Annotated in this window: 17 protein-coding genes; 8 read left to right on the forward strand and 9 right to left on the reverse strand. The window is 59.1% G+C overall.

Annotated features, from left to right (window positions below; genetic code table 11):
* The first annotated feature begins 81 nt into the window (after positions 1 to 81).
* Together trxB and trxA are read left to right on the forward strand one after the other, a co-directional pair.
* The gene (trxB, locus tag BMY91_RS11925) at positions 82 to 1,038 is read left to right on the forward strand and encodes a thioredoxin-disulfide reductase (RefSeq protein ID WP_090822127.1); all 957 of its coding nucleotides are present in this window, start codon (positions 82 to 84) and stop codon (positions 1,036 to 1,038) included.
* A gap of 34 nt (positions 1,039 to 1,072) precedes the next feature.
* The gene (gene trxA, locus BMY91_RS11930; RefSeq protein ID WP_014923339.1) at positions 1,073 to 1,399 is read left to right on the forward strand and encodes a thioredoxin; all 327 of its coding nucleotides are present in this window, start codon (positions 1,073 to 1,075) and stop codon (positions 1,397 to 1,399) included.
* A 4,055-nt stretch (positions 1,400 to 5,454) separates the two neighbouring features.
* On the opposite strand, the gene BMY91_RS23310 is transcribed toward trxA, so the two are convergent.
* From BMY91_RS23310 to rpmH, 9 genes are all read right to left on the reverse strand, one after another.
* Positions 5,455 to 5,607 carry a hypothetical protein gene (locus tag BMY91_RS23310; RefSeq protein ID WP_218143842.1) on the reverse strand — a complete coding sequence of 51 codons (153 nt, stop codon included), beginning with the start codon at positions 5,605 to 5,607 and terminating at the stop codon, positions 5,455 to 5,457.
* Positions 5,608 to 8,378: 2,771 nt separating this feature from the next.
* Complete coding sequence (locus BMY91_RS11935) at positions 8,379 to 9,608, reverse strand: ParB/RepB/Spo0J family partition protein (RefSeq protein WP_090822129.1); 1,230 nt, start codon at positions 9,606 to 9,608, stop codon at positions 8,379 to 8,381.
* 67 nt (positions 9,609 to 9,675) lie between these two features.
* Positions 9,676 to 10,731 (reverse strand): ParA family protein, encoded by a 1,056-nt coding sequence (locus BMY91_RS11940; protein ID WP_254779860.1) that lies wholly within the window; start codon positions 10,729 to 10,731, stop codon positions 9,676 to 9,678.
* Positions 10,732 to 10,818: 87 nt separating this feature from the next.
* Complete coding sequence (rsmG, locus tag BMY91_RS11945; RefSeq protein ID WP_090822133.1) at positions 10,819 to 11,469, reverse strand: 16S rRNA (guanine(527)-N(7))-methyltransferase RsmG; 651 nt, start codon at positions 11,467 to 11,469, stop codon at positions 10,819 to 10,821.
* Positions 11,470 to 11,475: 6 nt separating this feature from the next.
* Positions 11,476 to 12,027, reverse strand: a complete 552-nt coding sequence (locus tag BMY91_RS11950) for a Jag family protein (protein WP_090822135.1) — start codon at positions 12,025 to 12,027, stop codon at positions 11,476 to 11,478.
* A complete protein-coding gene (yidC, locus tag BMY91_RS11955; RefSeq protein WP_062072211.1) occupies positions 12,027 to 13,004 on the reverse strand; it encodes a membrane protein insertase YidC in 978 nt (325 codons plus the stop codon). The genes BMY91_RS11950 and yidC overlap by 1 nt, the downstream gene beginning before the upstream one ends.
* 16 nt (positions 13,005 to 13,020) lie before the next feature.
* Entirely contained in the window at positions 13,021 to 13,506 is a 486-nt protein-coding gene (gene yidD / locus BMY91_RS11960) for a membrane protein insertion efficiency factor YidD (RefSeq protein WP_090822137.1), read from the reverse strand.
* Positions 13,436 to 13,846, reverse strand: a complete 411-nt coding sequence (gene rnpA / locus BMY91_RS11965; protein WP_090822139.1) for a ribonuclease P protein component — start codon at positions 13,844 to 13,846, stop codon at positions 13,436 to 13,438. Before rnpA ends, yidD begins: the two co-directional genes overlap by 71 nt.
* A gap of 41 nt (positions 13,847 to 13,887) precedes the next feature.
* Positions 13,888 to 14,025, reverse strand: coding sequence for a 50S ribosomal protein L34 (gene rpmH, locus BMY91_RS11970; protein WP_011776797.1), 138 nt, complete (start codon positions 14,023 to 14,025; stop codon positions 13,888 to 13,890).
* Between the two features lie 465 nt (positions 14,026 to 14,490).
* Here rpmH and dnaA point away from each other — a divergent pair, with 465 nt between their 5' ends.
* The 6 genes from dnaA to gyrB all read left to right on the forward strand — a co-directional run bounded on the left by dnaA (position 14,491) and on the right by gyrB (position 22,698).
* Positions 14,491 to 15,909, forward strand: coding sequence for a chromosomal replication initiator protein DnaA (gene dnaA / locus BMY91_RS11975; protein ID WP_024818846.1), 1,419 nt, complete (start codon positions 14,491 to 14,493; stop codon positions 15,907 to 15,909).
* A gap of 563 nt (positions 15,910 to 16,472) precedes the next feature.
* A complete protein-coding gene (gene dnaN, locus BMY91_RS11980; protein ID WP_090822140.1) occupies positions 16,473 to 17,597 on the forward strand; it encodes a DNA polymerase III subunit beta in 1,125 nt (374 codons plus the stop codon).
* Between the two features lie 42 nt (positions 17,598 to 17,639).
* Positions 17,640 to 18,524, forward strand: coding sequence for a phosphogluconate dehydrogenase (NAD(+)-dependent, decarboxylating) (gnd, locus tag BMY91_RS11985; protein ID WP_090822142.1), 885 nt, complete (start codon positions 17,640 to 17,642; stop codon positions 18,522 to 18,524).
* A gap of 23 nt (positions 18,525 to 18,547) precedes the next feature.
* Positions 18,548 to 19,741, forward strand: a complete 1,194-nt coding sequence (gene recF / locus BMY91_RS11990; RefSeq protein ID WP_090822144.1) for a DNA replication/repair protein RecF — start codon at positions 18,548 to 18,550, stop codon at positions 19,739 to 19,741.
* Entirely contained in the window at positions 19,728 to 20,282 is a 555-nt protein-coding gene (locus BMY91_RS11995; protein ID WP_090822146.1) for a DciA family protein, read from the forward strand. Before recF ends, BMY91_RS11995 begins: the two co-directional genes overlap by 14 nt.
* Positions 20,283 to 20,619: 337 nt before the next feature.
* Complete coding sequence (gene gyrB, locus BMY91_RS12000; protein ID WP_090822149.1) at positions 20,620 to 22,698, forward strand: DNA topoisomerase (ATP-hydrolyzing) subunit B; 2,079 nt, start codon at positions 20,620 to 20,622, stop codon at positions 22,696 to 22,698.
* Positions 22,699 to 22,744: the final 46 nt, after the last annotated feature.

Below are 22,744 nucleotides of genomic sequence, written 5' to 3' on the forward strand. Positions count from 1 at the left end.
AATATTTGGGGCGTTACAGGGGTTGAGTCAGGTGGCTGCCCCGAAAGCCGCAGCATCGACTAAGGAAGAGGTTCACGCCACGTGAGCATTGCAGAAAACAGCGCATCGCAGGTGCGTGACGTCATCATCGTAGGTTCAGGCCCTGCCGGCTATACAGCCGCTGTTTACACCGCCCGCGCCAACATGAAGCCTCTGCTCATTGCCGGTTCCGTCACCGCTGGTGGCGAACTGATGAACACCACGGACGTGGAAAACTACCCGGGCTTCCCGGAAGGCATCATGGGCCCGGACCTGATGGAGAACTTCGAGAAACAGGCCGCACGTTTCGGTACCGAGATCCTCTTCGAGGATGTCACCGAACTCGATCTCGACGGCGACATCAAGACCGTAACCATCGGCACGGGGGAGACCTTCCAGGCCAAGGCCATCATCCTGTCCACCGGTTCGGCATACCGCGAGCTCGGCTTGGCCAACGAAAAGCGCCTCTCCGGCCACGGCGTGAGCTGGTGTGCAACCTGCGACGGTTTCTTCTTCAAGGACCAGGACATCGCCGTAATTGGTGGTGGCGACTCCGCCATGGAAGAAGCACTGTTCCTCACCAAGTTCGCCAAGTCCGTAACCGTCGTTCACCGCCGCGATACCCTCAAGGCTTCCAAGATCATGGGTGATCGCGCCCAGGCACACGAGAAGATCAACTTCGTCTGGAACACCGCCGTCGAAGATGTTCTCGGTGGGGACAAGGTCACTGGCCTGAAGCTGAAGAACCTGGTGGACGGTACCGAGTCCGAACTCGCTGTAACCGGCGTCTTCGTGGCCATCGGCAACGATCCCCGCACGGACCTTATCAAGGGCAAGGTTGATCTGACCCCAGAGGGAACCATCGCCGTGGAGGGCCGCAGCTCCCGGACCAACATCAAGGGTGTCTTCGCCGCGGGCGATGTCATCGACCCCACCTACCGCCAGGCCATCACGGCTTCGGGTTCCGGTTGCGTGGCCGCCCTCGATGTTGAGCACTACCTCGCAGACCTGCACTCCTAAGCTGCATCCAAGCAACCATACGAAGGGAAAAGTTATGAGCAACGCTAAAGACGTCACTGACGCAAGCTTCAGCACGGATGTCCTGGCTTCCGAGAAGCCGGTCATCGTGGACTTCTGGGCAGAGTGGTGTGGCCCTTGCCGCAAGCTCGGCCCCATCCTGGACGAGATTTCCGTTGAGTACAGCGAGAAGGTTGACGTCGTGAAACTCAACGTCGACGACAACCCGGCCATCGCAGCCGAGTACGGCATCACTTCCATCCCGGCCGTCTACCTGTTCAGCGGGGGAGAAGTGAAGAGCACAGTCATCGGCGCCAAGCCGAAGCAGTTCTTCGAGAAGGAATTCGCGGACGTCCTGTCCTAGGGTCAATTTCTGATTCTGAAACATCTAAAGCCGGCGGTTGCTGCTCCTGAAGGAGTGGGGACCGCCGGTTTTTTGTTGATGTTTTAGATAATGAACCTAAATCGTGCACTTTTTGGTGTTGTCTTCCGATGGCTGCCTTGGCTCGTCCCAGAATGCGCTGCTTCACTTCTCCCTACCTGGGGTAGGGGCAAACAGTGCCTGGTGGACACCTTGCAGCAGTTCGACAAACCCTACTCACCGAAGTGCCACACCCCTCACCCGTCAGCCGCTCAAATCGGCTTGAGGAGGTTCAGGTTTCTCGCCCCTCAGCGTGCACCTCACTGATTGGCTTTGGCCTCATCATCACTTCGATGACTCTGCGTGGCCGGAAGCTTCGCCCTGAATTATGGCCTAAAGACCAGGGCACTCTCGGTTCGCGTAGACAACCCAGGTTCACTGCAGATAGACCTGAGTCAGGGAAGCGCCTAGGGGAGAGCTGCATCTCTGGATTTCGACTTATGCGCACTTTCGTCTCCGGATTGCGTACACCCAAATTTTCCATGGAGCGTGTTCACCCCTCGCGCCCGTGCCCCGCCAGCACGTGGTGGATGTCCGCGCCCCACAATGTCGTTGTTTCACCACTAAACCTCGGCCCGCCACGCCCGCAAGGCGTTTGATTCCGACTTCGCACCGTCGCTGCCACCATTTACAGTCACGGTCCGTGATTCAGGTCCCATACTCCATGGTTGCTGCTTGTGCACTTTATTGAATAGCAAGCGGTTGTTTCTCGGTGACTCATGCTGTCTTCGGCTTGGCTGGATGCGGCCTTGCTCAAACCAGGAGGGACCAGAACGAAATCGGTAGGATCGGACGAAGACACTGGGCAGGCGGAGGCTCTGAATCACCTCTCATTGCAGCCGGATGCCAAGGCTGGGCTCTCGCGTTTCACGTGAAACATATACGGCAGTGCGGCCTAGGGACTTTCTCGGGCGTTCCGACGTAACGTGTGATCTTCGCGTTCACGACGTGCATCCGTACGCAGGCACCAGTGGGCAAAACAAGCCAGTTTTCATGGCATCCCATCACTTGTTTCACGTGAAACGTCATTACGACGGCAGTTCCATCCACAGCATTACCAGCGTACGGATCGGGATATTCGGCTTGACTGCCCAATTCGATCGTCAGGTCCAGGGTGCATGACGTGGTCGGAGGAACGGGATCTAAGAAATATGCGTGCGGTCCATACCAAGGTAGCGGATGTCGGTAGTCCGAAGGGATCGGTTTTAGGTGTTGGAACAACAACTCGCTCCATTAACCACCGGCTTCCAAACATCCCGGCTATTGGAACCCCATCAGACCCAAATATGGCCCCTTGCGGCCCCAACAGTACTCCTGTTTGACAGCGGGATTACGCCGGCGAGCACACGAGAGTTGAAGCAGATGGTCGCCAAGACCTGCGATTGGTGAGTCCTCACGAGTTCTGAGCGCACTATGAGGCGCACAAAGCTCGCTGTAAGAGCAATTTTGGCGCCTACCCGCTCTATCCGAATGCTCTAGCGGTATCGCACCTGCGCGCTCTATGACCATCCCAGCAAGCTCAACCACAATCATTGGGCAAGATTCTCAATGCTGGGAACGGCAATCCGACTGAGGCCACACAGCATCTGGGGCACCACACAGCCTATGGGGGACCGCGTCTAACCGCAGGACCCTCATGGTGCCAGGCCCAAACTGGCCCTGGAACTCCATCTCATCCGCAGATCCCCATTCGCCAGGGGTCGTAACCCGTCCCTAAGCCCGCATCCCGCCCGAGAACCATATCAGCGCGGACCGTAACCATTCAGAACCGTAACCATTAAGGGCGTAGCCGTTCACGGCGGTAACTCACACGAAGACATTATCTCCATCCATAGAAGCCGCTTTCGCCCTCTGGAGACCTTAATTGCACCCATAACGAGCCCAATGTCCGCCATTGACCAGCTACGGCCGCGTACGCCAAGCCCCTTCCTGGTAATTCCTGCGGCGGTCCTATGGCCGAAGCTGTGTGGTCCGGCTCTGCCGGCGGGGTCAGTGCATGAAAATTCGCGATCTCCTTAGGTAGAGCAGCCTGAAAGGTAGTGGACCTCAACTCAACAACACCCACTTGCCCATAATCGGCCGCTAGAGGCCTGGCGTGTTCGTTCACGGGTAACCCACCAGATAGCCGCTAAGCAGGCCACCCAGAGGGCATCTGCTGCTTCCGATGACCCGTTTCCTCTCCATCGGTTCACAGGGAGAGCATATTTGCCGGAACGAGAGCCGATGAAACGTCGAATCTTCGGACACAGGAGGGACCACTATGGGAAACCTGAGGACTGACGCCTCACTCGGGCACGAGACATTTCTCCTGCTTTCCCTCCCAGTTCCGGCTGGGCCGCCCCTTTCGGACTCCACATTCTCCGCCCCGTGCGGCCTGGGTTGTAATACCCGTTGATCCCATTGGCTACTGTTTCACGTGAAACAGAGACTGTGAATCCGAGGCGCGATCCCGGACGCCCTCATTGCCTGAACACAGCGAAGAGTGCCCGAGTCCGTCGTATAGAGGGCAACGGCATTCCTACGTCATGGCTTTGAGCAAGGAGAGGGTTCCACTGTAGTCACGCTTTGGAGGCCACGGATCGGTTCGACGGGCGGGCCTTCTCGAAACAGGTTGTAGTAGCTCCCGCCTGCGTTGGGGGCAGTCCAGTCTCACCTAGTGAGCCTCAGACATCCCGGGGCAGTCCAGCCTCACCTAATGAGCCTCAAACACCCCGGGGCAGTGGAACCGTGACCCCAGGCCCCAGTCTCCACTTCGCACAGCATCGCCACGAGGCCCGCGACCACAGCCCGCCGCTAGTTATCCGGACGCGCTGTTGCATCGCAGCGACCCTTCCCTATGGCGTCTCTTCGATGCCACCAACTTCGGGCTGAGACTCTTACCGGCCCACCCCTCGTCGCAATATCCACGACTGGCCCCACCCTCCATGCAATAGCCCCACCCTTCCCCGCCCTCCAGTATTGGCCCTGACGGTGCCTCAGCTGTTCTGGAGCCCGTCTGACCCCACGCCCCTAAGACCGAAACGCGACCTGCCGCATCATCAGTGCAGCGACAGGTCGTAACACTCGCAATGTTTCACGTGAAACGGGAGCACGTCCGCGCTGATGCATGTGGCGGGAGAGCCGTACAACAAGGCCAAGTGCCGGACCGCCAAGCAGATCTCTTCGTTATCGCTAGCCAGACGAGAGCCACCAGGCTTCGGTCCCCCCGATGAGAAATGACAGAGACCAAAGAGCACTGCCTTCACCCAGGAGCAGCTGTGCGTCTGGCAACCCCCAGTTCAACGCCAGCTCGAGGTGCATGGCCTCACACCGTCTGACCTGTTGTACACATAGTCAGAGCGTCACCCGCTGCCAAAACCTGGCGTACTACGACTCCAGACGCATTCAACTGTTCCTGCATTGCTGTTGGGGACCTTCCCATCTCTTCGTGGCAGAGCTTCGGAACTTGACGCCCCCAGGCAAAGCGGAACCAACACAGACGCAATTGGACGCTCCGTCCCCATCGAGGCGACGGAGACATCAGATCATTACAGACACTGCGCAGCCTCCGTAGGCGGCTCCGTGAGCAGCACCTGGCGATCCAGGGACATCAGGACAGGAACAGTGCCCGATCACTCCTCACTCATTCCTTGTGCCTGGGCGCTGGCTATCCGGACTCGCGCGGCCGACCCAAGCGAGGGCCAAAGCTGACGTTCGCAAGAACGTTGAAACTGGCCCCCTTCCGCCAAGATCATGAGTCGTTGTCTCGATCAAGCAATCGACTTACGCACAACGTTATGCACATCGTTATCCACAGCCTTATCCACCGTCCATGAGATTGACCACAAGCTAACAATCTGCGGTTATCGCGATCCACTTCCTGAGTGGTATCCACGCGCTAAGACGTCCATCTCCTGCTCTACGGGTAAACCGTGAAGGAACCGAAGCCAGTCGACCAGAAATCAATGAATACCGGGCTATATGCGATTGCTCACACCGCCGAAGCTGTGCTCCAGGGACTATTCGAGCCAATCCAAATTCAGTCCCCTGGTGCCGGCCTCGGGCCGTGCCAGCTGGCGGCATATGAGAGTACGAGCGTCGACGTGGATGAGCTTGTTCTCCACAAAGTTATCCCCAATGTTTTCCACAGGGATATCCACCGGGTTGTCCACTGTGGCGAATCTACAATTGCCTGCTCCCAGGGCGTTGGAGCTACAGTCGGATTTGTCTCGTTTCACGTGAAACATGACGCCGTGGGATCTCCGACACCACTACGTCAAACAGTCGCCCAAGCAAACATTCCACTGCAACTCGGAACAAGTCCAGCTCTTACGAACGTCCTCGAGACTGCAGCCCAGAAGTCGCACCACATGCCTGCCATCAACATCGGACCAATCCGCCGCCTGAACGGATGGGGTCTGCAAGCATTATGTACTCCTGCTGAGAGCGTCAGCACCTTGAATGTAGGCTGCAAGCACGGCTTCCCAGCAACCCCTAGAAGGGCTGTGAGTGACTTCAACGGTGGCCCCAGTGATTCCGTGAGCACGGGGGAGCCTCAGCTTTTCGTCGGGTCGTCATGGACTAGCTGAAGCCCCGTACCTTTCCTGCCTCACAGATGAAGCTGGGGGGGCAGATGTACATCGACGCCCGATACCCCCGCACCAATACGTTCACGGGGAATCTGTCTCCGTAGGGAAGTGACTCCAGCCGACAAGAGATTGCAGCTTCACTGACTGCGATTCGACTTCTAAGCTTGTCCGGCATCAATACATCATGGTCACCAGGCATCCACGCGGAACCTCTCATCGTCCATTGGGCGTCAGTGCCGCAGCATCCACCAAAGCGGCGGACGGTATACAGATGACCCGCCTGGAAGTCGCCGGTGGGCCCTAGCGTTGCCAAGGGTGTGCTCAGGAAAATCAGGGCATAGCATGGTGTCCCTCCGTGCTCCGGACCCGCCCAACCCCATGAACACTGTGCCGGGCGGGGATGCCTACTGCGCCTGGATCGGGCACGACAAAGGCAAACCAATTGCCTCGGTTACAAAATTGCCCGCAAGCCCAGTCCCACCTTCAACGGATCGGACCCAGATCGTACTGAAGCAGGAGCCAATGACAACAACCGGCGTCGACCGGCACCGGTGTCCGGTACTCAGAGGCGTATCCAAGATTCGCTAAAGGACGGCCTCCTTACCCGTCGACGAGGGAAAGCGTTCTGTGGACAGTGCACGGTAGCTCTCGGGATGTTGGCGAGCACCCACCACTGCGGATATCCAGGGTGGCGAGCTGCAGATGCGAACCCCAGCATAGAGCGAAGACGCAGTTGCACGGGGGAGTCTGATCGCTGTTCGGCCATTGCGTCATAGCCGCCAAGCCTGACACCAGCGGGTGAGGATCCGCCACCAGGGCTCAGCGTGACCACCCCGAGCGTAGGGTTAGTAGAACCGACCGAAATCTAGGCCACATACGGTTTCATTCCTACGCGGCAATCCATGTTTCACGTGAAACCAGGTACTAAGAGCCAGCTAGGCGTGGGTCGCCGCCTAAGCAGACTCTGCGGAAACTCACTCTCATACTGCCCACGGTCGGATTACCCCCCGCCACGCTTCTACGTCCAGGAGCATTTCGCGCGTCTCAAGTGGCCATTGAATGCTTCCTGTTCAGTACAAGCGACCAAGCCAGCTAACATTCTCTGCGCTGCGAAGCGTTCCTTACCCTAATGTTTCACGTGAAACGGCGGCTCTGAAAGCGGTTGACGCATGCAAATTCGACGCGGTGCCAGTGCCGTGGTGTCAGTGAGTGACGGAAGCCGCCCACCTACAAGCAAGCCCTGAAGAGTCTGTTGCTCTGATCCCTCTGGGGAGTCCAGGCACAAAGATAATGACAACATCGAGTCTGAGTGAGCGCAGCCCAATGGTTCCGCCTTGCAGGAGAACTTGGTATCGATAGTACTTAGTGCGAAGACATTGGGCAGCCAGGTGACGAGCTGCGCAAGCTGACATCCAAGCATCCAATCTGCTACACCACACATGGAGTCCACAGGTTGAATCCCCTTTGGCAGGGCGCCGAGCGTCGAATTGCCCTTCTTTATGCCGAATCATGAGCAATTCGGTCGTCCCGAGTCGTACGGGTACCTCTCCGTTCAGCCCAACTCGCGCACAGTAGGCAAACAGAAGCTGCTTCCCGGAAGAATCTGAATCGAAAGGCGCATCTGCGGGACATTACCCTCTCAATTGCTGCGCAGAAGTAGTGTTTCACGTGAAACTGCGCGGAGGATTGGAACCCGGATAGCTCGATGAATCGGGCTGTTTCACGTGAAACAGCGTAAGGGCGGTCCCGGATTCAGAACTGCCCGACGTGCTCCAGGCGTTCACCTTGCTGAATCTGGACTGAGCTCAAGGCCTCCGGTCTGGAACTACCAAGCTGGTCCAAGTTGGTTCCCCGCATTCAGGAAGCCCTCCATTGTTGGCCAACTACCGCAGCGGAGCCCTTACGGGCATCCGAGCCTCCCAGACCGGCACCTAGCCGTACACCGCCCATGGCCAGATTCGTCGGCAGTCGATGAATGCGTAGAGATTTAGCGATGAAGCCCTTAGTCCATCAACGCACCATCACGCCCTCAAAGCTGGCAGGCAACGTGGTTCTGCATTGGGCCACCGAATTGCCACACTAGGGATAGACGCTCATGTCACTGAGACTCATCAGTCCAGCGCTATCTCCGCGTCGAGGGGAACAGGAAATTCGACTTTGCAGTTGTGTCTCCTACATGCGGCCGTCAGAACCTTGTTCCGCTGACAAGTTTCACGTGAAACATGTCAATGAACACTGAACATGCGGGGCCCAACGCATGATCAATCCGCCCCCAAACCAACAAACTGCTCATCCTAGAGGCAAACAAGAAAGGGGCCCACTTATAAAGTGAGCCCCTTCAGTTGATTTGTTAATTACTCCTCTGCGCCTGGACCCAGGACATCCATGATGCGGTTGAGGTCCTCGACGCTGGCGAACTCGATGCTCACGCGGCCCTTCCGAGCACCAAGGGTGATCTTCACATTGGTATCCAGGCGATCCGAAAGAGACGACGCCAAGTAATCAAGACGTTCGTGGCGTGCATTTGGCTTTGGAATGCTGCTCTTCGCAGGCGTTGTGGGGTCCTGGTACAGGGCAACGGCTTCTTCCGTGGCCCGAACGGACATTCCCTCAGCCACGATCTTCTGAGCGAGGCGCTCCATAGCAGCAGCATCAGGGAGTGCGAGCAAAGCTCGAGCATGGCCGGCAGACAGAACACTCGCCGCAACCCGACGCTGCACCAGCGGTGGAAGCTTCAGCAAGCGCAGTGTGTTTGATACCTGTGGGCGTGAGCGGCCGATGCGGTCCGCCAGCTGCTCGTGCGTGGTACCAAAGTCTTCCAAGAGCTGCTGATAGGCAGCTGCTTCTTCCAAAGGGTTCAGCTGACTGCGGTGAAGGTTCTCGAGGAGAGCGTCACGGAGAAGGTCGTCATCCGTCGTATCACGAACAATGGCAGGGATAGTTTCGAGTCCCGCGGCCTGTACTGCACGCCAGCGACGTTCACCCATGACGAGCTCATACGGTTCTCCACCTTTTTCAGTTGAAGTACGTACAACAATTGGCTGGAGAACGCCGATTTCCCTTACGGAGTGCACCAACTCAGCCATGTCGTCTTCATCGAAGACGGATCTGGGCTGCTTACGGTTCGGGTGGATATCGCCCACCGGAATCTCAGCAAACCTGGCACCGGGAACCTCTACCAGCTCAACATCATTGGCGGACGGAGCGGATGAAGCGTGCTCAGTAGAGGGCGCCTCAACCGGCGTCGGCTTGGGCTCCTCTGCCGGTACCTCTTTGGAAGCAGCCCGCTTTGCCGCCGGCTTGGACGTCGGGGACTTGGCCGGGGTCGCCTTGGCGACAGGCTTCGCAGCAGCGCTCTTTGCCCTGGACGCAGAGGCAGCGGAAGTCTTTTCCGGGGACTCCTTGGAAACAGCGGCACTCAGGTCATCAGAAGCAGCATCTACTGTGGACTCTGCAGTCTTGCGTGCCTCAGGGAAGAACAGATCCACAGGACGGGATGGTGCAGCGCCATTCCCCTGAGCTCCTGCAGAGCTGGGAATGAGAGCCCCAAGACCCCTGCCGAGGCCCCTTCGCTTTTCGCTCATTGATTCATCCCTCCGATGGAATAGCCGAGCACGGACCGGCTCAAGCTGTTGCAGTGTTTCAAGAATTCTAGCGTTCAGCGATTTCGGCGGCGGCTTCCATATAGGACAGCGCGCCGCTCGATGAAGGATCGTAGGTCATGACCGTCTGCTGGTAGCTCGGCGCCTCAGAGATGCGTACAGAGCGCGGAACCACAGCACTGAGGACCTGCTCGGGGAAGTGCTGGCGGACCTCTGATGCGACTTGAGCGGCAAGGTTCGTCCGGCCGTCATACATGGTCAAAAGGATTGTGGAAACTACCAGATCAGCGTTGAGGTGCTTCTGGATCATCTCAATGTTTTTGAGTAGCTGGCTCAAGCCTTCCAGGGCGTAGTACTCGCACTGGATGGGAATGAGGACTTCGCTGGCTGCGCAGAACGCGTTGACGGTGAGCAGTCCCAGGCTGGGTGGGCAATCGATGAAGATGAAGTCCAGCCGGCCTTCACCGTTCTTCTCCCGCTCCTTGGCGTAGACGTCAATGGCACGTCGGAGCCGCTGCTCGCGGGCCACCAGTGACACGAGTTCGATCTCAGCGCCAGCCAGGTGAATAGTGGCGGGCGCGCAGATCAGATTGGGGATGTCAGGGCACGGCGCCACAACATCCTTCAAGGGGAGGTCATTTATCAGGACATCGTAGATGCTGTCCACATCGGCATGGTGCTCGATGCCCAGGGCCGTCGATGCGTTGCCCTGCGGATCGATGTCGATCACCAGGACGTTGAGTCCGGCGGACGCCAAGGCAGCTGCGATGTTGACCGTCGTAGTGGTCTTACCCACTCCGCCCTTCTGGTTGGACACTGTGAAGATCCGTGTCCCCTCCGGCTTGGGCAGTTCGCGGCCTATCAAGCGCTCACGACGCCGGGTCTCGTTGGCCAGCTGGCGGGCGATGGGGCTTGAATCATCAATGGAATCCATGACGTTGTGCACTCCATCTGAAACGGTTTCACGTGAAACGGCCGCATTATCAACTGAATTAGTGCGCACAATCGCGGATTGAAGGGACGCAGAGGGTGTGGCCATGGCCCGCGCGGACCCCAAAGACATAAACGGGGGGATCCGCTGCGTGGAGGTTTCACTACTGCCCACTGGTCACACTCTCACTCTCATTCGGCGCTTGCTGCCGTTCTCTAGCCTAACCGCTCAGCCGCCGACACGCGGGAAACCGAGCGGGACCTACGCCGTCTTTCCGGGCTTGTTGACGATAATCCTCACCACGGTGGTGGGTTCCTCCAAAAGCTCCTGTCCACAAACAACAACGGACGTTTCCACGCCGCCAAGTTTGCGTATGACCTTCTTTGCCTTCTCAATCTCCTCGGCAGCACTGCGGCCCTTGATGGCAACTACTTCGCCGTGGCCATTCAGGAGGGGGATGGTCAGTCCTGCCAAGTTGGTGAGTGCAGACACCGCTCGGGCCGTCACCACATCCGCGTCCACCATTCCAACTGCCAGTTCGGCACGCGTCCTCATGATGGTGACGTTGTCCAGGCCGAGGTCGTCCACGACTTCCTGCAGCCAGATGACTCGGCGTTCCAGCGGCTCAATCAGCGTCAGTTCCAGGTCTGGACGGGCAATCGCCAGGCAGAGGCCCGGGAGGCCTGCGCCGGATCCGACGTCAGCCACGTGGCTGTCCATGGCAATCGCGGATTCAATGACGGCACAGTTGAGAACATGCCGGCTCCACAAACGGGGAATCTCGCGCGGACCAATCAACCCACGCTCAGTTCCTGACGTTGCGAGGTGTTCCACGTAGCGCTTGGCAAGATCCAGGCGCTCCCCAAAAATCTTCTCTGCCGCTTCCAGTTCAGCTGCGGTAATTTCAACCATGAGCTGCTAGTCAGCCGATACAACGATGTGGCGGCCAGCGCCTTCGCCTTCGGACTCGGAAACGAATCCGAGGTCGGCGACAGCGTCGTGCACGATCTTGCGTTCGTAAGCGCTCATCGGCTCAAGGGCGACAGTTCCGCCGTCGGACTTCACCTTGGCAACGGCGTCATCGGCGATCTGCTGAAGGACGCCCGCACGCTCCTTGCGGTATCCGTTGATGTCCAGAACCAGACGCGAGCGGTTTTCCGTTGCAGAAAGAACGGAGAGCCGCGCAAGCTCCTGCAGTGCCTCAAGAACTTCACCGTCGCGCCCTACCAGGCTGTCCAAAGCGGCGGATTCTTCATCGGCGCCGATGGAGATGTAGGTGCGTCCGTTGCGGACTTCAATGTCGATGTCGCCGTCGATGTCGGCGATATCCAGGAGTTCCTCGAGGTAGTCGGCGGCAATGTCGCCTTCCTCTTCCAAACGGCTGGCCGTCTTGGACTGGGTTTCTTCCGTGGAGGCTTCCTGCTCTTCAGTCACAGGGGCAATAACTTCTTCAGTGCTCTCGGCAGACATTACTTCTTCTTCCTGTTCTTACGTTGTGGCTGGACGCGCTGGGCACGGATCTCAGCTGCTGCAGCGGCAGCAGCTTCGGCTTCAGCGGCAGCGTCCGCGGTCTTCTTGCCACCCAGCAACGGCGGGAGGCCCTTGGCGGCGCGTCGTTCCTCCAGTGCCTTGGCAGCGGGTGAGCCCGGGGTGGGCATACGGCGGATGACAAAGAACTGCTGGCCCATGGTCCAGAGGTTGGTGGTGGTCCAGTAGATGAGGACGCCGATGGGGAAGTTGATGCCACCGATACCGAACACGAGCGGCAGGATGTAGAGCATCATCTTCTGCTGCCGCATGAACGGGCTGGCCATGGCCTCTTCGGACATGTTCTTGGCCATGATCTGCTTCTGGGTGATGAACTGCGAGGCCGTCATGGCCACGATCATCACGATGGAGAGAATCCAGACTGCGACCTCGTTGCCACCAGCACCACCGTGGAGCAGCGATGCAGAGAGCGGGGCACCAAAGATGCTGGATTCATCGAACTGGACAACCTGGTCGGCACTCATTGCCCCGATGCCCTTGCCGCTGTTTCGGGCCGCGGTGATACCCGACAACACCTGGAACAGCGCGAAGAAGAACGGCATCTGGATCAGCATCGGCAAACATGCCGAGAACGGGTTGGTCCCGTGCTTCTTGTACAGCGCCATCTGCTCCTGCGCCATGGCCTGGCGGGAGAGCTGATCGGTCTTGCCCTTGTACTTGGTCTGAAGTTTCTTCAGGTCCGGCTGCAGGAGCTGCATACCGCGCTGGGCTTTAATCTGCTTGACGAAGACAGGAATCAGGGCGGCACGGATCACCAACACGAGGCCGATGATAGACAGAGTCCACGTCCAGCCGTTCGCGGCGGGCAGGCCAATGAAGCTCAGTCCCTCGTGGAAGCCAACCATGATGATTGACACCAGCCACTTGAACGGAAACATGATTGTTTCAAAGAAGTCCATACGATATCCCTATTCGTTAGGCCGCCGAGCGGCCTTCTTCATCAGCCTGAGCAGCCAGGAACTGGTCCGGATTGTTCAGTACAACAATTGTGGGCGTCTGGCCTTCGGGCCAATGACGATGGCCGGCGGGGACATGATCCACTCCACCAGCGTTCCAGGGGTGGCATTTGGCGAGCCTCTTGGCTGCAAGCCAGCTACCCTTCACGGCGCCGTGCACCGTCACTGCTTCCAAGGCGTAGGCCGAGCAGGAGGGAAAGAAACGGCAAACCTGGCCGTACAGGGGCGAGATGACCTTGCGATACGTCTTCAGCAAGAGAATGAGGATGTTGCGCGGCAAATCCCAAAGGAAGGTGCCCACCGCAGCGGACAGATTCCTCGAGGGAACCTGTCCGGAGGGCGCGCTTGAAGAAGGAACGACGGCGGTGCTTATGTCATGCACGCGGTGTCCCTTCCGTTGTGGTGCCGTTGTGTTCAGTCGAAGCGTTGCGTGGAGCTGAACCACTCAATCGCTTCGTCGTCACTGCCAGTGCGGCGTTGTAGTCCGAGAGCAGTTGCTCCCAGCTGGCAGATGCAGCTGCGGGCAACGCCCGGACCACGACCGCCAGACCCGTTCCATGCGTGTGCAAGGAAAGTGCGCCTGCTTCTCTCAGTCTCCTCTTAACGAGGTTCCTGGTCACGGCGTTCCCGACGGCTTTGGAGACAATGAAGCCGATTCGACTCGGCTCCCCGGCCCCGATAGAGGCCGTATATAACACTAAGTTCCGGCGTCCATTGCGGACGCCGGAACGTACAGTTGTTGAAAAGTCGGTAGACGTCCGCAGACGGTTAGGGGTGGCTAGCACCGTCGAACCCGCAAAAAGACCCTGACCGACAAGTCAGTTATTTACGCCGACAGTTCGACGCGGCCCTTGCCGCGACGGGCAGCCAGGATGGCGCGGCCGGCACGGGTGCGCATACGAAGGCGGAAGCCGTGCTTCTTGGCCCGACGGCGGTTATTCGGCTGAAAAGTCCGCTTGCTCACGTTAGTTACTCCAGTGGATCAAAGGTGCGCCCACCCGATCAAAAAAGGGGAAGAACTGGCCGACGCTAAGTTTTGTATGTGCCTGCCGCCGTTGCCTCCCGCACGGTGAACGTACGGAGTTACAACTGATCTCAAAAGCGGACACAAAGGACTTCACAACGTTAGGGCAAAAAGGCACCCACAGTCAAACCGGGAGCCTGCCGGAGGCCTATCCACAGCTGTGTCCAACCACCGTTCCCAACCTGTGGATGAAGTGGCTCACAGGCCTCTTTCCAGAACCACACCGGTGTAATTATCCACAGGCAACTTCCCAGCTATCTTCTAGCGATTTCATCCCCTAGAGTGGCTCAGTAGCCCATTGTCCACCCGCTGTGTATAACTCTGTGGATTATTGCCCAGAACAGCGCCGCCGGAGTGACTTCGGCTGCCAGCAACGCCGGCAAGCAAGTATTTAGGAACTGATTGATGACAGTAGACGAAGCCAACCACGCCAACACTGTCGGAAGTTCCTGGCGCAGGGTGCTGAGCCTCATGGAACAGGACGACCGGGTTTCACCCCGTCAGCGCGGTTTCGTCATCCTCGCCCAGGCTCAGGGCCTCATCGGTTCAACTCTGCTGGTGGCCGTACCCAACGAACTCACCCGCGAAGTCCTCCAGACGCAGGTCAAGGACGCTTTGGATGATGCCCTCCGCAATGTCTTCTCGGACGACATCCGCTGCGCAATCGACGTTGATACCGATCTGGTGCCCGTCCACGCTGAGCCGGAACCCGTCGTCGAACTTTCTGCTGTTTCCGACTTCGCCGAGCCGAAGCCGCAGCCCACACCCCCGAGTACCTCGCATGAATTCGGGCGCCTGAACCCGAAGTACATTTTCGATACTTTCGTGATCGGTTCTTCCAACCGCTTTGCACACGCTGCGGCAGTGGCTGTGGCGGAAGCGCCGGCGAAGGCCTACAACCCGCTGTTCATCTACGGTGATTCGGGTCTCGGTAAGACCCACTTGCTCCACGCGATCGGTCACTATGCCCGCCGGCTCTACAGCGGGATCCGAGTCCGCTACGTGAACTCCGAAGAGTTCACCAACGACTTCATCAACTCCATCCGTGACGATGAAGGCACCAGCTTCAAAACCACGTACCGCAACGTGGACGTGCTCCTGATCGATGACATCCAGTTCCTGGCGGGCAAAGACCGGACCCAGGAAGAGTTCTTCCACACGTTCAACGCGCTGCACAACGCCAACAAGCAGGTTGTGATCACCTCGGACCAGCCGCCCAAGATGCTCGCCGGCTTCGAGGACCGCATGACATCCCGCTTCGAATGGGGCCTGCTGACGGACATCCAGCCGCCCGAACTCGAGACGCGCATCGCTATCCTCCGCAAGAAGGGTCTTAGCGAGGGTCTCTCGGCACCGGACGATGCCCTGGAGTACATCGCTTCGAAGATCTCCAGCAACATCCGTGAACTCGAAGGCGCTCTGATCCGCGTTACCGCCTTTGCGAGCCTCAACCGCCAGCCCGTGGACGTAGCCCTTGCCGAGATGGTCCTCAAGGACCTGATCACTGATGACGGCGCCCAGGAAATCACGGCAAAGCAGATCCTCGACCAGACTGCCGACTACTTCAAGCTCAGCATGGAAGAGCTTTGCAGCAAGTCCCGCACACGGACCTTGGTCACTGCGCGGCAAATAGCCATGTACTTGTGCCGCGAGCTGACGGACATGTCGCTGCCCAAGATCGGGCAGGAGCTCGGTGGACGCGATCACACCACAGTCATCCATGCGGACCGCAAGATCCGCGAGCTGATGGCAGAGCGTCGTGTGATTTACAACCAGGTCACCGAGCTGACCAACCGCATCAAACAGCAGCAGCGCGACTCCTGAACCCACATCGCACCCGCCACTACATACCTTATTAACAGGTGCATGTGGATAAGCCTGTGGATACTTAAGGGGACAAGCGTGCTTAATGGGCTTAAAACCCTTAAGCCGTCTGTGGATCGTTAAAAACGGCCCTGGGAGTTGTCCCCATCCACACCCTGTTTAAAACCCAGTTAACGCACAGTCCGTGAACAGGGCTTAACCGCGGAACTGCGCGGCGAGATGGGGTTATCCACAGTTTCCACAGCAGTTATTAACACTACGAATCCCAAAAAATTGAAATCCCTCAAATAACAATCTCGTTCTGCCACACTTCGAGCCCGGCCACCGGCCAGGCCGAGGCCAGCCTGCGGCTGTCCACATACGCAGGGTCCGTCCGAACGGGGATGGGTTAATCGCGGATCTTCCGGCTAAGCTGTCAGCAGCGCTCCCATCCTTGGGTCTGTTTGTAGTTCGCTGAGTGCGGACCATGCAGGTTCCGGTGCCGGACTGCGAAGACTTAGCGGACTCCAAGCAGGAATCCGCAGCTATTACATGGCAGCAGCAATGAAAGGCGGCACCCTTCCGTGAAGTTCAGAGTCGACCGCGACGTCCTGGCAGAAGCCGTTACGTGGACCGCGCGGTCGTTGTCTCCGCGGCCGCCCGTACCGGTGCTTTCCGGTCTCCTGCTCAAAGCCGAAGCAGGCACCGTTAGCCTCTCGAGCTTCGACTACGAGACCTCGGCTCGCTTGGAAATTCCCGCAGACATCGCCGTTGAGGGCACCATCCTGGTATCAGGACGCTTGTTGGCAGACATCTGCCGCAGCCTCCCCTCTGCGCCGGTCGAAGTCGAAACCGACGGAAGCAAAGTCACACTGAGCTGCCGCCGAAGCAGCTTCCACCTGGCCACCATGCCTGAATCCGAATACCCGGCACTCCCGGCTTTGCCGGCAATCAGCGGCACCTTGCCTGGTGATGCTTTTGCCCAGGCCGTTTCCCAGGTCATCATCGCGGCCAGCAAGGACGACACCTTGCCGATCCTCACTGGCGTTCGCATGGAGATCGAAGACGATCTCATCACGCTCCTCGCCACAGACCGTTACCGCCTTGCCATGCGCGAAGTTCCCTGGAAGCCCGTCACCCCTGGAATTTCCACCAGCGCTTTGGTGAAGTCCAAGACTCTGAACGAGGTTGCCAAGACCCTCGGTGGCAGCGGCGACATCAACCTGGCCCTGGCTGACGACGACAGCCGCCTCATCGGCTTTGAAAGTGGCGGGCGCACCACCACCTCACTTCTGGTGGACGGCGACTACCCCAAGATCCGCTCCCTTTTCCCGGATTCCACGCCCATTCATGCCACGGTTCAAACCCAGGAACTGGTGGAGGCTGTCCGCCGTGTATCGCTCGTTGCCGAACGCAACACTCCGGTGAGGCTTGCCTTCACCCAGGGTCTGCTGAACCTCGACGCCGGTACAGGCGAGGACGCGCAGGCTTCCGAAGAACTTGAGGCCCAGCTTTCCGGCGAAGACATCACCGTTGCCTTCAACCCGCATTACCTCGTTGAAGGCTTGAGCGTCATCGAAACCAAGTACGTTCGCTTCTCCTTCACCACCGCCCCCAAGCCGGCCATGATTACGGCCCAGGCTGAAGCGGACGGCGAAGACCAGGACGACTACCGCTACCTCGTGATGCCGGTCCGCCTTCCCAACTAATCGGCAAGCACCCACCCGCTTTCGCAGAAAAGAGTTTGCACTGTGCACATCGGACTGATCGGCCTTGGAAAAATGGGGTTCAACATGCGGGAACGCATGCGGAACGGCGGCATCGAGGTCACGGGTTTCGACCGCAATCCGGACGTCACCGATGTCGCGTCAGTGGATGAACTCATTGCCGCTCTGCCCACTCCGCGACTCGTGTGGGTCATGGTTCCGTCAGGCGCCATCACCGATTCTGTCGTGACGGAACTCGGCGACAAGCTCAGCCCCGGCGATCTGGTGATAGACGGCGGCAACTCACGCTTCACCGAAGATCAGAAGCACGCTGCTGCACTCGCGGAGAAGAGCATCCGCTTTGCCGATTGCGGAGTTTCCGGCGGTGTGTGGGGCTTGGAGAACGGTTACGGACTCATGGCTGGCGGGGCCGATGAAGACATCGAGCTTGCCATGCCGGTCTTCGATGCCTTGCGCCCTGAAGGCGAACGCGCGGACAGCTTCGTTCACGTTGGCGGAGTCGGCGCCGGCCACTACGCCAAGATGGTCCACAACGGCATCGAGTACGGCCTCATGCAGGCCTACGCGGAAGGCTACGAACTACTGGCAGCCAAGGACATCGTGAAGGACCTTCCGGGGACGTTCCGTGCGTGGCAAAAAGGAACCGTCGTCCGGTCCTGGCTCTTGGATCTTATGGTCAAAGCACTGGACGAAGATCCTGGTCTGGCCTCGATTGATGATTACGTTGAGGACTCAGGCGAAGGCCGCTGGACGGTGGAGGAAGCCATTGCCAACGCTGTACCGGCTCCGGCAATCACGGCTGCACTGTTCGCCCGTTTCTCTTCCCGTGAAGACAACTCTCCTGCCATGAAGATGGTTTCCGCCCTGCGCCATCAGTTTGGCGGGCACGCCACCCGTCCGGCCAACTAGGCCGCAGGAGTCCTGCAAACGGCGTGTACCTAGAACATCTTTCGCTGACGGATTTCCGCAGCTATGCACAGGTTGACCTGAAGCTCGGCCCCGGCGTGACTGTCCTGGTTGGTTCCAACGGAATCGGCAAGACAAATCTGATGGAAGCCATCGGGTACCTGGCCACGCTGAGTTCACATCGGGTGAGCACGGATGCGCCTTTGCTCCGCTTCGGCGCAGAGCGCGCCATGATCCGTGCCAGGCTGGTCCGCGGAGAGCAGTCAACGGTCATCGAGCTGGAGATCAATGCCGGACGCGCCAACCGGGGCCGCATCAACCGAAGCAACCCGGTCCGCGCCAGGGACATTTTGGGCATCTGCCAAACAGTATTGTTCGCGCCGGAAGACCTGGCGCTCGTCAAGGGCGACCCGTCGAACCGCAGGCGCTTCCTGGATGAGTTGTTGGTCAGCCTTGTTCCGCGCCATGCGGCCACTCGAAGTGACTACGATCGCGTCCTGAAGCAGCGGAACGCCCTCCTGAAATCGGCCCGGGCCGGCAAATTCACCGCCGGCCACGAAGCGACACTGGATGTTTGGGACCAGCACATGGCCCGGGCAGGTGCCGAACTCCTGCACGCCCGCCTTGAACTCGTGGAACGATTGCGTCCCCACTTGAACAACGCTTATGCGCAGCTCACCGACGGGTCCAAGGAAGCCGGCGCCATCTACAGGTCAACCATCCAAGGCGTCCTGGACGACGACGGCGGCCCGGCCGATCACGGAGCGGAACCTTCGCCGTCGGTTGATGACCTCCGGCTCTTGTCGGTAGACGAACTCACTGAACGCTACATCCAGGCTTTCGCAATGTCCCGGAAAAAGGAACTGGAGCGTGGGATTTCGCTGGTAGGTCCGCACAGGGATGAACTTGAACTTATCCTGGGCCAAGCCCCCGCCAAGGGCTATGCCTCCCACGGCGAAACGTGGTCCATGTGCTTATCCCTGCGGCTGGCTTCCTACTATGTGATGCTGGATGATGCCCGCACCGGTGGCACCGCGCCGATTCTCATCCTGGACGATGTTTTTGCCGAACTCGATGTCCAGCGGCGGCGTAAACTTGCTGCAATAGTTGCCGGTGCCGAGCAGGTACTGGTGACTGCCGCCGTCGACGCAGATATCCCTGAGGAGCTGGCCGGACGGCGCGTAACCGTTGTTCCGGGAGGCATCGATGGCGAAGGATAGCCGCGACGGACTTCAACCTGGACGCGATCCGGACGAGATTGATGCTGCCCAAGCGGCCCTGAACCGCATGCGCGAGGCCGCTGCAGCCCGGGGAGAAGTGCGGCAAAGAGCCCCACGGCCTGGTTCTGCCCCGAAACGCAAGGGCCTGCGCGATACAAGGGGTTTTGCCCAGTTCCACGGCAGCGGCAGGGATCCCTTGGGCCTGGGAAATGTGGTTGGCCGTCTGGTGGCTGAACGCGGCTGGACGTCTCCTGTGGCGGTTGGCTCTGTCATGGCGGAATGGGAGACCCTGGTTGGTGCGGATATTTCGGCCCACTGCACCCCGGAGAGTTTCACCGATACAACCCTGCATGTGCGATGCGATTCCACGGCATGGGCCACGCAACTGCGGTTGTTGAGCAGCAGTTTGCTGGAGATGTTCTGCAATGAGCTCGGCGAAGGGGTGGTCACCAGCATCCAGGTGTTGGGGCCCTCGGCTCCGAGTTGGCGAAAAGGCGGGCGAAGTGTCAATGGTCGGGGCCCCAGGGACACGTACGGCTAAACGGCGTGCAGGGCGATTGAACGCCCCTGAGCCGTATGGACCCCCATCGGGACCACCGCAGGGCCATTGCAGATAGGGCCAGTGGCCTCCCATGGGCATATTCAGCTCTCGGCTGCCCCCGTATTTGCAAGGATTCACGCGTATCCACGATAGAATTGGCGTAGATCACTGAGCGCCGGTGAAACGTCGTCCAGGTCCTGAATCCACTCTGGTGGCATCGGAGACCCCTTCGTCGGAGTAATCGGCGCAATCAGTCACGTGCCCGTTGGCGGCCGCGGTTCACTGCGGGCAGCACCGGGAACGGCCGACATCGAGTACAGAGGAGTCGAAAGCGCCTGTGGCTAACGACAATGCAGAGACCTTGGCAGTAGAGCCCGAAGAGGAGACTGTTCCCAAGCCTGACACGCCCACGGAGGCGCCCAGGGAGTACGGTGCCAGCGACATTACCGTGCTGGAGGGCCTCGAAGCCGTGCGCAAACGCCCCGGCATGTACATCGGTTCTACCGGTCCCCGAGGCCTGCACCACTTGGTCTATGAAGTGGTGGACAACTCTGTTGACGAGGCCCTTGCCGGCTATTGCAGCCACATCGAGGTCACGCTTCGCGCTGATGGCGGCGTCCGGGTTGTTGATGATGGCCGCGGCATCCCGGTGGACATTCACCCGACCGAAGGCAAGCCCACGGTTGAAGTTGTCATGACCATCCTGCACGCTGGTGGCAAGTTCGGCGGCGGCGGTTACGCAGTATCCGGTGGCCTGCACGGTGTGGGTATCTCCGTGGTCAACGCACTGTCGCGTCGCGTGGACACGGAAGTCCGCCGTCAGGGTCACGTTTGGCGCATGACCTTCGCCGACGGCGGCAAGCCCCAAGGCGAACTCGTTCAGGGTGAAGCCACGGACGTTACTGGAACGTCCCAGACGTTCTACCCGGATGGGACCATCTTTGAGTCCACCGAATTCGATTTCGAGACGCTCCGCGCGCGCTTCCAGCAGATGGCCTTCCTGAACAAGGGTCTGCGCATTACGTTGACCGATGAGCGTCCCGTTGCACGCGAGGGCGACGACGATCTTGATCTCGATGCTGTTGCAACCGAAGGCGAAGTCGCCGCAGAGCACCGCACGGTGGTTTACCAGTACCCGGATGGGCTGCTGGACTACGTTAAGCACCTTAACTCGAACAAGAAGGTGGAAATCGTCCACGAGGACGTCATCGCTTTCGAGACCGAAGACACTGAGCGGCACATCGCCGTCGAAGTTGCCATGCAGTGGACCACCGCTTATTCGGAAAGCGTCCACACCTATGCCAACACCATCAACACCCATGAGGGCGGAACGCACGAAGAAGGCTTCCGCGCCGCGATGACCTCGCTCATCAACCGTTATGCGCGTGAGAAGAGCATTATCAAGGAGAAGGAAGACAACCTGACCGGTGATGATATCCGTGAAGGTTTGACGGCGGTTATCTCGGTCAAGCTGTCCGAACCGCAGTTCGAGGGCCAGACCAAGACCAAGTTGGGCAACTCCGAGGTCAAGGGCTTCGTCCAGCGCGTGGTCACTGACCAGCTGGGTGACTGGCTGGAACGCAACCCCGGCCCCGCCCGCGACGTGATCCGTAAGGCCATTTCGGCTGCCCAGGCGCGCATGGCCGCACGGAAGGCCCGCGACAATGCCCGCCGTAAGAGCCCGTTGGAATCGTTCGGCATGCCCGGCAAGCTCTCCGACTGCTCTTCGAAGGATCCCTCGCGCTGCGAGGTCTATCTGGTGGAGGGTGACTCTGCAGGCGGTTCGGCCAAGCGCGGCCGCAATCCCGAGACCCAGGCCATCCTGCCCCTGCGCGGCAAGATCCTCAATGTTGAGCGTGCCCGCTTGGACAAGGCCCTCGGTAACGCGGAAGTCCAATCCATGATTACGGCTTTTGGAACGGGCATCGGCGAAGATTTTGATATCTCAAAGCTCCGCTATCACAAGATCGTTTTGATGGCCGATGCTGACGTTGATGGCCAGCACATCACCACGTTGCTCATGACGCTCCTGTTCCGGTACATGCGCCCCCTCATCGAGAACGGCTATGTTTACCTCGCCCAGCCGCCGCTGTACAGGATCAAGTGGTCCAACGCTGCCCACGATTACGTATACAGCGACCGTGAACGCGATGAAACCATCCGCAAGGGTGCCGCCATGAACAAGCGACTTCCCAAGGACAACGGCATCCAGCGCTACAAGGGTCTTGGCGAGATGGACTACACCGAGTTGTGGGACACCACCATGGACCCGGACCGCCGCACGCTGTTGCAGGTCACCATGGACGACGCACTGGCCGCCGATCAGACATTCTCAGTCCTGATGGGCGAGGACGTTGAATCACGCCGTAACTTTATCCAGCAGAACGCCAAGGACGTCAGGTTCCTCGATATCTAGGGGCTCATAAGGCCACCGAATATTCCAGAACTGACATATACCTGAA

This window comes from Arthrobacter sp. yr096, from assembly GCF_900108925.1.
Classification (GTDB): Bacteria; Actinomycetota; Actinomycetes; order Actinomycetales; family Micrococcaceae; genus Arthrobacter.

What these genes read in the sequence shown, in the direction of transcription:
- BMY91_RS11995 (WP_090822146.1), top strand. Translation starts at nt 19,728, where the DNA reads ATGGCGAAGGATAGCCGCGACGGACTTCAACCTGGACGCGATCCGGAC.
- BMY91_RS11935 (WP_090822129.1), bottom strand. Translation starts at nt 9,608, where the DNA reads ATGAGCGAAAAGCGAAGGGGCCTCGGCAGGGGTCTTGGGGCTCTCATT.
- BMY91_RS11950 (WP_090822135.1), bottom strand. Translation starts at nt 12,027, where the DNA reads ATGTCTGCCGAGAGCACTGAAGAAGTTATTGCCCCTGTGACTGAAGAG.
- trxA (WP_014923339.1), top strand. Translation starts at nt 1,073, where the DNA reads ATGAGCAACGCTAAAGACGTCACTGACGCAAGCTTCAGCACGGATGTC.
- yidC (WP_062072211.1), bottom strand. Translation starts at nt 13,004, where the DNA reads ATGGACTTCTTTGAAACAATCATGTTTCCGTTCAAGTGGCTGGTGTCA.
- dnaA (WP_024818846.1), top strand. Translation starts at nt 14,491, where the DNA reads ATGACAGTAGACGAAGCCAACCACGCCAACACTGTCGGAAGTTCCTGG.
- rsmG (WP_090822133.1), bottom strand. Translation starts at nt 11,469, where the DNA reads ATGGTTGAAATTACCGCAGCTGAACTGGAAGCGGCAGAGAAGATTTTT.